The sequence below is a fragment of the Rhodococcus baikonurensis genome (assembly GCF_040489275.1).
Lineage (GTDB): Bacteria > Actinomycetota > Actinomycetes > Mycobacteriales > Mycobacteriaceae > Rhodococcus_F > Rhodococcus_F baikonurensis.
Genome location: NZ_JBEUOQ010000044.1, coordinates 1 through 10,164 on the forward strand (window position 1 = coordinate 1; position 10,164 = coordinate 10,164).

Here is a 10,164-nt window from a genome sequence, read left to right on the forward strand (position 1 = left end):
TCTCAATGCCTTCGCGATCACGTTCGCGGATCGTTGGCCCGGATCAGAAACCTACTGATGAAAACGGCCGAAACACCGTTAACGAGATAGTCCCCCCGCTCCCTCTGTGAGCAAGGCAAGAGTCTCGACGCTATCGCCTCCATGCGGGGTGTCGGCAGATCTTCGATCAGCAGAGCGCGTTGACTTCCTCTGGTGGTAGCGGACTTTCACAAATCTGGCGAGAGCACACATGATCGGTGCCGGTCGACTACTCGGTGATGATTGCCCGTCAGCTTTGTCGAGTGTCGGGGTGGGGCGGTATGGAACCGTGGATCGAACCTGGTTGCACCCCTTCGACAGCCGATTCGGTGTCAATCTGGCTTTCCGCTGATCTGTTTGACCTGCTTCGTGAGGTCGCCGAGTGTCATCGCCACTCCAGAAAACGTTTCGGAGTTCTCGCGACGTGGCGGTGGTAGCCGGCCGATGAGATCGGGTTGGTAGGTGTGGGGGAGTGCTGCTCCCGGACTGTCCGCACGCGCCCGGGTTGCTAGTTGGTATCGACCGGGAATCCGACCAGGTGCATACCGGTAATGCGGTTTATGGTGGGAAGTGCGAGGCCGCACGGATATTGACCGCGCACGAAAAGGGCTGTCTGGGTTGTGTGCTCAACGCAGATGGCATCCCACCGCCCCGGCTCGACGTGCAGGGCCGGGGTCCTGGGGGTGTGCGGTCGTTGAAATCGCCGCAGCTGCCTTGTTCGTGCCAAACCATCCATCCGATTCGAGAGCTGTTGCAAGTCAGCATGAGTCGGTCGGAACGTTTCGTCGGACCTCCGTATCGCGGCGAGTCCGCTGCGGCGGCCGATGGGTCCCTGGGGCGGGAAAGTGGAGGCCTGTGTCGACCGGACGACTCTTGAGTGGATGATCGTCGATAAGTAGCGGGTGTGTGAGCAGTGCCCATTGGCATACCAACCTCTTCCGGCGGCGGAGTGCGGGTCCTGCGGAGGTCGGGGGTGTGCAGGCTGGGATGGCGGTACGCGCAAGGCTTCGAGCATGCCGAGGGAATGCTGATGGTGCTGCACGGTATCAGTGAGGATCGAGGTGTTTGAGGTGTTTGAGGTGTTCGAGGTGTTCGTCGAGCAGTCTCGGCAATGCAGTATTCGGCTGACGGTGCTCGCGGCCGAGGTGGTGGATACGCTCCCCACGCGGTAGAAGTAGGTGAGGGGTGCAGGGGAGGAATGTGAGGGCGATGCAGGTGGACTGGTTCGTGTCGGTGCGGGACGAGGAAACCGGTGTCCACCGCTACCGCGGCGGTGCAGGGTTCGACCGTGCGTCGGTGATCGAGCAGGTGATTCGCGCGGGGCGGGACATCGCTTGCCGTGAGGACGGTGCGGTCGTCGGTGTCGTCGGCGAGGTTGTCATCGACGGCACTGCAGTGGGCGCGATCGCTTTCGGGGACCGCGCCGTCAGTGATGAGGAGCTTTGCCGCGAGATCGGTATGCAGTTCGACAGGGTTCGGTCCTCTTCCGGCTTTCGATGGGACGGTAGGTGATCGCGGAGTGGGATGCTTCCCACTGATGTGGGCCTCGTGGGGTTAGGGTGGATGTCAGTTCTTCGTCATGGCTGTGGCAACGGGCTGGTCATGGCTGTGGCAACGGGCTGTCTTTTACCTTGTGCTGTCTGCATGGGGCCTCGATGAGTAGGACTGCACTGTGCCGTTGACGAAGAAGTTCTCGGAAATGTACGACGACGCGCTGACCGCGTTGGCTGCGGCGTCGCAGCGGCCCGCTGCTGTGGTGAATGTGGACGGGCAGTACGCCATTCGTGTGGATCTCGAGTACAACCGCTACGTGTTGGCCACCAATTCTGCGCGAGGGTTGTGGGACGAGCCCGATGCGAGCGGTTCGTGGTGGGTGCACATCGTGCAGACCGGTGACGACAATACGGAAACTTCGCTCGCGCAGGCGCAGAAGCCGTGGCTTATCGACGCGTTCGATGCGGCGATCGACCAGCTCGAATCGGAGGGGCATGTGATCGCTGCCGATGCGGATTTCGGCGCCATCGCTCACGCCGACGCGGGGTCACCGCCTTCCGGGACGCGCTCGGAAGGCGATTCCTCCGCGGGCATCCCACTGAGCTGAGCGATCTGTTCGGCCAGGATCCCGTTCCGGTTTTCCAGGTCGAGGATGACACCGATCGCAGTCAGGTTGATGCCGTCGGCGATCAACGCGCTGATACGTGTCAACGTGGCCAGGTCTGCTTCGCTGTAGCGGCGGGTTCCCCCGCCCGTGCGGGCTGGGGTGAGCAGTCCGCGCCGCTCGTACAGTCTCAATGTTTGCGGGCCGACGCCGGACAGTTCCGACATCACGGAAATCCCGTACACCCCACGGCGGTCGTAGGCAGCATGGACGTGCGCTGCATCTGTCACTGCCACAGCACTACTCCCTCAGCCCAACCGGATATCACTCGACTTTAACACGGCTCATCACTATCCCTTCGCCGGCCGATGCTGCAAATCTGATGGTCAGCACTGCAGATTTTCGCGCAACCGAACATAGTCACGGCTAGAACGTACCCGCCCGGTAAGAACGGAAACTCGCCTGAATGTGCAGGTGAGCCCAAGGGGAGATTGCTCACGGCGCCTTCGACCCTGCTTTCCCTGCCGCTCTAATTGTCGCTTATCTGCATCAGTTGGTATAGATTTACGACATCGGAACAGACAGCTGTGTGTGAGCATGTGGACCCCGGGAGTGTGAATGACAACTGCCATGACCTCCTCATATGACGTCGGGCGGACTTCTGCGCAGCGGCGATCGCCGATCACGACCCCTGTCGCCTCCCGAGGTTGGTGGCGGCGGGTGACGCTCGATCTCGTCCTGGTGATCGTGATCGCCGGAATCTTGGGCGCAGTCGGATCCGTCCTTGCCGGCCCGCTGACCGGAGTGGCGTTCGCCCTCGTCGCGGCGGCCTCATTCCGCGTAGTCCTGCAGGCGATCAACCCGTGAGCGCGACTGTGAAGGAGAAGACGATGCCCGCAGCACGATACGCACGAGCAACGACCACCCGGCAGAAGTGGGTGATAGCGTGAGCCGGCACATGAAGGACGCCGAATACGCACAGGTCGCGGGCTTGCTGGAAGAGTTGGCTTCTCTGCCGGGAGACGACGCACGCTGCGAGCGTCTGCGCACGCAGATCATCGAACTATGTCTACCGCTGACTCGCCATATCGCCTTGCGGTATCGCGGCCGCGGACAAGCGCTCGACGATCTCGTCCAAGCGGCCAGCGTCGGTCTGGTCAGTGCGGTGAACCGTTTCGATCTGGCCAAGGGCAAAGACTTTCTCGCCTTCGCGATTCCCACGATGATGGGGGAGGTGCGTAAGCATTTCCGGGATCGTGGATGGGATGTGCGGGTGCCGCGCTCGTTGCAGGAAAACTGTCTTGCGCTCAACAAAGCACGCACCGCGCTCACGCAGGATCTCGGGCGTGAGCCGACGGTGCCGGAGCTGGCGAAAGAGCTCGGAGTCGAGCCCGCCGAGGTCGCGGAGATCGTTGCTGCCGGCGATTCCTATCATGCAGCGTCCCTCGATGCAGCCGCCGTCGGTGACGGTCGATCGATCGCAGATGCGTTGGGAGAGTTCGATGCTGCCCTCGACGGCATCGACAATCAGGAAACGCTGCGGCCGGCGCTCCTCGCTCTGCCCGAGCGTGAGCGCATCATCGTGATTTACCGGTTCTTCGGGGAACTGACTCAGGCGGAGATCGCGGAGAAGATCGGAGTGTCGCAGATGCACGTCTCTCGGCTCCTCGCCCAAAGTCTCGCGAAACTGCGAGCCTCGTCTTCCTTTGCGCCCCGGCCGGTCGCGGTCGCAGCCTGACCTGACTGGGAAGAAAGGACGAGGATCGAATGCATTTCACTTTTCTCTACGACGGTGCTGCGCAGCGCACTGCTGAGTACCCGACCTTGGAGGAAGCTGTCCGGAGTATCGAGTTGGGGCAGGTGGATCGCACGCTCTGGAGCATTCAATACACCGATCGCGAGGGCGGAATTCGGGTCTACCGATTTCCCGCGGACCGCGGAGTCGGTGGTGAATGACGAACGCGCAGTACTGAATACAGCAGTACTGACTTCAACAGGCCAGCTTTCAACACGCTGAGCTGTACTCGATAACCATTCCGGGGATTCGTCAGACGCAAGGCCCCAAGGCCCGTCCCCCTGGGCGCTTACGAATGCCGGCGGGACGATCTGGGCCGCGGAGGGGAGCCGTCGGCAGTCGGTGGGATGTGTCAGATGTGATCGTTCTTGTCGTGCTTGGCGCGATGTATTCGCCGCGCGGGAACAGCTCTCAATGTGCGGGTGCTACCGATCTGCCGGTGTCGCAGACGTATCAGACCAGCCGCGGCCGCGCTTGCCACGATCGCCCAGGCGACGGTGGGAGCCCACGCCCCTTGGGTCAGGCTCACGGCGATGCCGACGACGGCGATGAGCAGGATGGCCCACACGAACATGGCGCTGAAACTGGCGATAGGCCTCACGAGTAACTCCTCACATGTGTTGGCAGGTCAAGATTCCGTGGGGCGAGGTCGTCCGCTGCGGATCGAATCCCCGCGCGCGCCTTCCGTTGCGGCGTTCGGCTCTGTTTCGACTGCGGCATGACGTCGATTGGCTTTTTCGCGACGGGGCGATGTTTCGCTACTGGCAGGGATACGCCAAAGTTTCGGCGAGTGACCGTCTTCGGTGTTCGCGAGGGTGCGTAGTCCGTCGGCGTCTTGTTGGAGGGTGGTGACGAAGGGTGCTCGCGCGTTTTCGTCGAGGCCGTCGGGCAGGTTCGCTCCCTCGCTGACCATTTTCGCGGTGTTGTCGAGAAAGCGAGCGATCCGCAGCAGCAGCGGCCGGGGCATGGGAACGGTACCGGTGCGGGTGTTTGTGCGGGCGTCGGCGGCGATCATGCCCAGAGTCGACAGGTGGGACAAGCCGTCGGTCAGAGAGTGCTCTTCGAGGTTGCCGTGGGCGACTTTCAGCGCTTCTGCCAGGGCGGCGATGGTCAGTCCGAGTGCGTTGGTGGGCATGGGGATGGTGCGTTCGAATTCGGTCATGGGCTCGCCGGGTGCTTCGTCGGAAATGGCCGCCGCGAGGGAGTTGGCGAAGATGGCGAGCTGTTCGTCGGTGAAGTGTCGTTGGGCGGTGCGGCGGGTGACGTGCATCAGGCGGGCGTAGTCGTCGAGTTTGTCGTTGAGCAGTACGCGGGCCTGGGAGTCGGTGATCGTCAGCCCCAGACCGAGAAGCGTGCCCCGTAGTTGGGTTGTTCGGGTGTCGAGCCAGGTGCTGTTCGGACTCATATCTGGCTCCACTCTCTCGCGAGATCTTATACCGAGCATAGGCGTCGTTCGGCTTCGGACTTCGCCTCAGGGGCGGCATCCGAATCCGCAGCGGGCTGATCATGTTCCTCGCCTGCAGCGGCGTACGGTCAGGTTCCTGACCCTGTCGCCTGTGTTTGAGCGCAACGGCTCGCAGCCGTATCAACACACCCACGAGAAGTGTTGTGCAGCCTGTGAAGTGACCGCATTGACGTCGACGGGGGCCGAGTGGATTGGACTGCGGGTCAGTTCGCAAGCTCCTTTTTCGGCTGTACTCGTTTCGTGTCTTCGGATCTGTTTTCGGAGGCCTCGAGGAGGATTGGTTATCGGCGACACACCGCGAGTCCCCGCTTCTCTCCATTGCATAATTTCGCGTGTCCTACGTTTCCAAAATCTGTGACCTGGGTAACAAACCCAGGGTTGATGAGGAGACAGTGATGGATGTAATTGTGTGGGCCGAATCCGAGGAACGTGAACGGTGGTGGCGACAGGTCATGGGCCTCGCACTCGCAATCGAGCGTTTCGAGGCGGAAGAACCGATCGCACGTGGTTTGTCCGCGACGTCGAGGATGCGCGTATCGGTCCGATCGATTCATGGCGTGACCGCTGCCTGAGTCCAGCTACCGGAACGTACGCGTCCGGAATGCGTCTGAGAATTCTGCCTTCCGTGGTGTGAGTGGCTAATTCGATGTCAGAGGGAGCAGTGGCGATGGTGAACGTGGTTCTGTTACTCGTGATGTTAGGTGTCGGTCTGACCGTGGTGATGTGCCTGGACTTCCAGTGGCTTCGTTCGTCCTCACGTGGCAAACGACACCGGCACCCTCGGCACGCACGTGTAGGACTCGGGAAGCCGTAGTAACCCCCTGCGGGGGAACCGTGCCGATGGGCGATTGCGCTTCCGGTGGCCCGCGCCTACTCCTGCCGCAGCAGTCCCCAGGCCTGCGGGGTGCGGGAGTTCAGACTTCGTCGGGGCGTATCTGGTCCGGGCGTTCGATGTTTCCCCGCCAGGCGCCTGTTTCCTGGTCGCGGGATTCGATGAACTCCTTGAAGCTCCCCATGTCCTTTTTGACTCTGTGGGTGAGGACTCCGAGTTTGTCGGCAATGTTTTCGACGAAGCCATCAGGGTCGATGTCCATCTGTGCTGTCACCCTGGTGTGCGAGTCGTCCAATCGGTGGAAGGTGATCACACCCGCATGATCGGGGCCTGCGTCCGATTTCCACGCAATGCGTTCGTCCGGGTGCTGTTCGGTGATGGTGGCGTCGAATTCCCGTGGTTGTCCGGCTATTTCGAGGATCCAATGTGTGTGCACATCGTCGATTTGTCGAATTTCCCGTACTCCGGACATGAAGTGGGGGAACGACTCGAATTGAGTCCACTGGTCGTAGGCGGTACAGATGGGGACGTTGACATCTACGGATTCGGTCACGGTACTCATGATTTTCGAGCTACCCACTCTGTCAACTGATACACATCGCAGCAGTCGACGTGGAAGCCACGGTCAGGGTGTGTCTTCGGGTTCGCCCAGGTCGCAGGGTCGTTCACGCTGCGAGAAGGTTCGAAGACAATCGGTCATAGCACCGCCAACAACCCGCGCGCGCGGTAGAGGCGCTCGGGTAGTTCATCCAGGGGCACCCTCTTCGGTCCGCCATTACCGTCGGCCTTCATGGAGGAGCATGTGCAGAACCGCCGAGGAGCACACCCGGTGGGAAACCCACGACGCACAACGATGCGATCAGGGCAGCCACAGAGGCGAACTCGGACACGAGTTGTGGGATCGCCGTCGAACGGTACGCAGACGACCGTCGACTCTTCGCAACGCATCTCCCGCAAGGAGGGCACCGAGGAACCGCCCACAGACACCGCCCTCGCCCCGGGTAGGCCAAAAAATCGTCCAGTCCGGATATTGAGAATTGCTGTTGCGTCCTCGGCTAGCCGGCCCCTTCCCCAGCCGCGGCGAACATCAAGTGCCGCAAGGCATCAAGCGCAACCGGGCGCGCAGTACGTCTCCCTCGTGCACTGCAGGGTTCCGCGGATCGCCAGCCTGAAGGTCGTCGGTGTACATCGCCGTCGACGTCGACGAATACTGCGCATCCGCCGGTCGACCTACCCGGACGTCACTGGTCCGGAGCATCACCGCATTCGAGAACTGAGCGTTTCGGCTCACGATTCGGTGCGGCGTTTACATGACGGGCAGCGGGGGTAGTGAGTCGAGGATCCACCGGATAGCCGGTCCCCCAAATTTTGCGTCCGGTGGATCACTTGTGCCGTGCCTCAGCTCTGCCGGGCCAGGGCACGGGACGGCTCGTCGGGTTTCACTGACCTGGGATCCGATGAGCCGTCACGGTTTCGACCGCTGGCCTACTCAGGAGAGCTGGGCGCGTACACCTTGGGCGGCGAGATCCTTCGAGGGTCTTCCGATCGCTAGAGCTGCTGTGGAAGGCGTCAGCCAGTTACGCCGCCAACCCGCGTGATGTCTTCACTGCCCCGATGCGTCCCGGTCGCGGCACCCTGGGTCTCTGTCCTGTCGCTACCCTGTCTCGTCGCAACGCTGCTACACGTTGTCCGACGGGCATATGCGTCTTCGAGGCATGGTTGGAGACATAGGGGAAACCGTGCCAAATACCGGCGGACTCGACGCCCCCGCTGCCCGCTGACTGAGAAATCTGTCAGCCCGGCCTACCGGCGCGGCTTCAAGCCTTCCACCCGGATTTCGGTGATTTCCCGGTAGACGACGACCTCGAACGCGTCCGATAACGACGTCACTTCTATGCTTGCCTCGACCCCGGAGATGGGAAATATGCCGGAACCATTGGCTGAGTTGCTCAGGGAGATCCGAGGGTGCACGCTCTGCGCGGACCACCTGCCGTGCGGACCGCGTCCCGTACTGCAAGCAGGCCCATCGGCTCGGCTGCGTGTGATCGGCCAGGCGCCCGGCCGCAAAGTTCATACGACGGGTGTTCCCTGGGACGATCCTTCAGGTGACTGTCTGCGCGCTTGGCTCGGTCTGACGCCCACACAGTTCTACGACCCGGACACGGTAGCCGTCATGTCGATGGGCTTTTGCTATCCAGGCAAAGCCAGGTCGGGCGATAAACCACCGAGATCCGAATGTGCATCTCATTGGCATGGGGCACTGAACGATCGTTTACTCGACGTCCGACTCACGGTGTTGGTCGGTCAGTATGCACAGGCGCATTATCTACGTGGTCGGCGCAAGCCGACACTGACCGAGACCGTCAAAGCAGCGAAGGATTACCTGCCGTTGGGGTACCTTCCCCTCCCACATCCTTCTCCGCGCAACCAGCCGTGGCTTGCCAAGAACCTGTGGTTCGAAGAGGACGTGTTGCCGATCGTCCAGACCGCAATTCGCTCACTCGCCCTGTGAAAGATCTTTTTGTCTCCACGTAGAGGTTCAGCGCAAAGCGCGAACACAACGTGTTCGACGTTGTCAGTTGACCGTCCACATCATCGAACCGATACCGAGCTGGCCGCCCGGTCACTGAGCTCTCCCCGTTCACACGCCGCGTCGGCGCTACACGCTCTCGCGCCTTACACCTTGCCCCCGGGTGTGTCGTCAACCGCCAGTCCACCTGAGTGCACGTCGAGACTGCGCAGCGGGTGGCCGTGTCTCATCCGACATACCAGACTTAGGACATGACCCGGGGAGCAAATACGAGGGTGAAGATGACTTAATCGCATGGAGGACATGGCATTTCGTCGAAAACGATTGCAGGACGGTTCTCGCCATCGTTTGAGGTGGATCATCCATTCCACAGCGCGTGTACGAGGTCGACCCGTCCGTCGCGCATGGGCGTCCCTTCGCCGCGCAGTAGGACGAGAGCGTTGTTGCCGTGACAGGTAGCGGGAGTGCCGTTGGCGTAGACCACTCGGTGCCAATGTGTTTCGTCTGCCCAGTGGGTCATGACCTGGCCGACTTGGCGCGGATGCGCGTCGACGATGGTGGCGATCAGTCCGTATGTCATCACTCGGCCTGCAGGAATACGGTCGATGATGTCGAGGACGCGGCGAGCGAACGGCGAGGGGCCGTCTTCCGATATTCCGTTCGGCAACTCAGACATTGAAATACTTTGCTTCCGGGTGGTGCAGGACAAAAGCGTCCGTGGACTGCTCGGGATGCAGCTGCAGCTCCTCGGACAATTCGACGCCGATTCGTTCGGGTTCGAGCAACGCAACCAACTTGGCTCGATCCTCGAGATCCGGGCACGCGCCGTATCCGAACGAATAGCGAGCGCCGCGGTACTCGAGATCGAAGTAACCGGCAACCTCGGTGGGATCCTGCTCCGCGACGGTGTGACCCTCGGGAAGCACTAGCTCTTCACGGACGCGTCGATGCCAGTACTCGGCCAGAGACTCCGTGAGCTGGACACCGATTCCGTGAACCTCGAGGTAATCGCGGTACGAGTTCGACGCGAACAACTCGTTGGCGAAGTCCGCGATCGGCTGACCCATCGTCACCAACTGGAACGGGAGTACGTCGACCTGCCCGGTGGCCTCGGCGTCCTTGCGCGAGCGAACGAAGTCCGCGATGCACAGGAAGCGGTCGCGGTGCTGGCGCGGGTAGGTGAATCGGAACCTTTCGGGTGCATCCGGTTTCGGCTCGGTGAGCACGATGACGTCGTCGCCCTCCGAGATCGCCGGGAAGTACCCGTACACGACCGCGGCATGCGCGAGGATGCCCTCGGACGTCAACCGATCGAGCCAGTACCGAAGTCGCGGACGGCCTTCCGACTCGACCAGTTCCTCGTACGTCGGACCGTCGCCCTTGCGCTGACCGCGAAGGCCCCACTGGCCGAGGAAAAGAGCGCGCT

14 protein-coding genes are annotated in these 10,164 nt (G+C 61.7%); 7 read left to right on the forward strand and 7 right to left on the reverse strand.

What is annotated here, in order from left to right; genetic code table 11:
* Positions 1 to 1,227 precede the first annotated feature (1,227 nt).
* Both ABWI03_RS33580 and ABWI03_RS33585 read left to right on the forward strand, forming a co-directional pair.
* On the forward strand, positions 1,228 to 1,530 hold the full coding sequence (locus tag ABWI03_RS33580; RefSeq protein WP_003943349.1) for a hypothetical protein: 303 nt from the start codon (positions 1,228 to 1,230) through the stop codon (positions 1,528 to 1,530).
* 160 nt (positions 1,531 to 1,690) lie between these two features.
* A complete protein-coding gene (locus ABWI03_RS33585; RefSeq protein ID WP_003943386.1) occupies positions 1,691 to 2,119 on the forward strand; it encodes a hypothetical protein in 429 nt (142 codons plus the stop codon).
* Here the strand turns inward: ABWI03_RS33585 and ABWI03_RS33590 are convergent.
* Positions 2,044 to 2,406, reverse strand: a complete 363-nt coding sequence (locus tag ABWI03_RS33590; RefSeq protein WP_370852719.1) for a MerR family transcriptional regulator — start codon at positions 2,404 to 2,406, stop codon at positions 2,044 to 2,046. The genes ABWI03_RS33585 and ABWI03_RS33590 overlap by 76 nt on opposite strands.
* 340 nt (positions 2,407 to 2,746) lie before the next feature.
* Here ABWI03_RS33590 and ABWI03_RS33595 point away from each other — a divergent pair, with 340 nt between their 5' ends.
* The 3 genes from ABWI03_RS33595 to ABWI03_RS33605 all read left to right on the forward strand — a co-directional run bounded on the left by ABWI03_RS33595 (position 2,747) and on the right by ABWI03_RS33605 (position 4,072).
* On the forward strand, positions 2,747 to 2,983 hold the full coding sequence (locus ABWI03_RS33595; RefSeq protein ID WP_141751371.1) for a hypothetical protein: 237 nt from the start codon (positions 2,747 to 2,749) through the stop codon (positions 2,981 to 2,983).
* A 91-nt stretch (positions 2,984 to 3,074) separates the two neighbouring features.
* Positions 3,075 to 3,854 (forward strand): SigB/SigF/SigG family RNA polymerase sigma factor, encoded by a 780-nt coding sequence (locus ABWI03_RS33600; RefSeq protein WP_003943395.1) that lies wholly within the window; start codon positions 3,075 to 3,077, stop codon positions 3,852 to 3,854.
* Between the two features lie 29 nt (positions 3,855 to 3,883).
* Entirely contained in the window at positions 3,884 to 4,072 is a 189-nt protein-coding gene (locus ABWI03_RS33605; RefSeq protein WP_003943368.1) for a hypothetical protein, read from the forward strand.
* Between the two features lie 191 nt (positions 4,073 to 4,263).
* Here the strand turns inward: ABWI03_RS33605 and ABWI03_RS33610 are convergent, their stop codons facing one another.
* Complete coding sequence (locus tag ABWI03_RS33610; protein WP_003943394.1) at positions 4,264 to 4,512, reverse strand: hypothetical protein; 249 nt, start codon at positions 4,510 to 4,512, stop codon at positions 4,264 to 4,266.
* 27 nt (positions 4,513 to 4,539) lie between these two features.
* Positions 4,540 to 5,316, reverse strand: coding sequence for a hypothetical protein (locus tag ABWI03_RS33615; protein WP_003943377.1), 777 nt, complete (start codon positions 5,314 to 5,316; stop codon positions 4,540 to 4,542).
* Between the two features lie 455 nt (positions 5,317 to 5,771).
* Here ABWI03_RS33615 and ABWI03_RS33620 point away from each other — a divergent pair, with 455 nt between their 5' ends.
* Positions 5,772 to 5,948 carry a hypothetical protein gene (locus ABWI03_RS33620; protein ID WP_003943357.1) on the forward strand — a complete coding sequence of 59 codons (177 nt, stop codon included), beginning with the start codon at positions 5,772 to 5,774 and terminating at the stop codon, positions 5,946 to 5,948.
* Positions 5,949 to 6,290: 342 nt separating this feature from the next.
* Here the strand turns inward: ABWI03_RS33620 and ABWI03_RS33625 are convergent, their stop codons facing one another.
* Both ABWI03_RS33625 and ABWI03_RS33630 read right to left on the reverse strand, forming a co-directional pair.
* A complete protein-coding gene (locus ABWI03_RS33625) occupies positions 6,291 to 6,770 on the reverse strand; it encodes an SRPBCC family protein (RefSeq protein WP_037130811.1) in 480 nt (159 codons plus the stop codon).
* A gap of 525 nt (positions 6,771 to 7,295) precedes the next feature.
* Positions 7,296 to 7,466, reverse strand: a complete 171-nt coding sequence (locus ABWI03_RS33630) for a hypothetical protein (protein ID WP_003943375.1) — start codon at positions 7,464 to 7,466, stop codon at positions 7,296 to 7,298.
* A 666-nt stretch (positions 7,467 to 8,132) separates the two neighbouring features.
* Between ABWI03_RS33630 and ABWI03_RS33635 the strand changes: the two genes are divergently transcribed.
* The gene (locus tag ABWI03_RS33635) at positions 8,133 to 8,720 is read left to right on the forward strand and encodes a uracil-DNA glycosylase family protein (RefSeq protein ID WP_037130837.1); all 588 of its coding nucleotides are present in this window, start codon (positions 8,133 to 8,135) and stop codon (positions 8,718 to 8,720) included.
* Positions 8,721 to 9,096: 376 nt separating this feature from the next.
* Here ABWI03_RS33635 and ABWI03_RS33640 read toward each other — a convergent pair whose 3' ends face one another.
* Together ABWI03_RS33640 and ABWI03_RS33645 are read right to left on the reverse strand one after the other, a co-directional pair.
* A complete protein-coding gene (locus tag ABWI03_RS33640; RefSeq protein ID WP_003943354.1) occupies positions 9,097 to 9,414 on the reverse strand; it encodes an MGMT family protein in 318 nt (105 codons plus the stop codon).
* On the reverse strand, positions 9,407 to 10,164 hold a 758-nt coding region (locus ABWI03_RS33645), incomplete at its 5' end, for a vitamin B12 dependent-methionine synthase activation domain-containing protein (RefSeq protein WP_353799017.1). The genes ABWI03_RS33640 and ABWI03_RS33645, both read right to left, overlap by 8 nt.

What these genes read in the sequence shown, in the direction of transcription:
- ABWI03_RS33600 (WP_003943395.1), top strand. Translation starts at nt 3,075, where the DNA reads ATGAAGGACGCCGAATACGCACAGGTCGCGGGCTTGCTGGAAGAGTTG.
- ABWI03_RS33635 (WP_037130837.1), top strand. Translation starts at nt 8,133, where the DNA reads ATGCCGGAACCATTGGCTGAGTTGCTCAGGGAGATCCGAGGGTGCACG.
- ABWI03_RS33630 (WP_003943375.1), bottom strand. Translation starts at nt 7,466, where the DNA reads ATGCTCCGGACCAGTGACGTCCGGGTAGGTCGACCGGCGGATGCGCAG.
- ABWI03_RS33580 (WP_003943349.1), top strand. Translation starts at nt 1,228, where the DNA reads ATGCAGGTGGACTGGTTCGTGTCGGTGCGGGACGAGGAAACCGGTGTC.
- ABWI03_RS33625 (WP_037130811.1), bottom strand. Translation starts at nt 6,770, where the DNA reads ATGAGTACCGTGACCGAATCCGTAGATGTCAACGTCCCCATCTGTACC.
- ABWI03_RS33640 (WP_003943354.1), bottom strand. Translation starts at nt 9,414, where the DNA reads ATGTCTGAGTTGCCGAACGGAATATCGGAAGACGGCCCCTCGCCGTTC.
- ABWI03_RS33605 (WP_003943368.1), top strand. Translation starts at nt 3,884, where the DNA reads ATGCATTTCACTTTTCTCTACGACGGTGCTGCGCAGCGCACTGCTGAG.
- ABWI03_RS33615 (WP_003943377.1), bottom strand. Translation starts at nt 5,316, where the DNA reads ATGAGTCCGAACAGCACCTGGCTCGACACCCGAACAACCCAACTACGG.
- ABWI03_RS33595 (WP_141751371.1), top strand. Translation starts at nt 2,747, where the DNA reads ATGACCTCCTCATATGACGTCGGGCGGACTTCTGCGCAGCGGCGATCG.
- ABWI03_RS33620 (WP_003943357.1), top strand. Translation starts at nt 5,772, where the DNA reads ATGGATGTAATTGTGTGGGCCGAATCCGAGGAACGTGAACGGTGGTGG.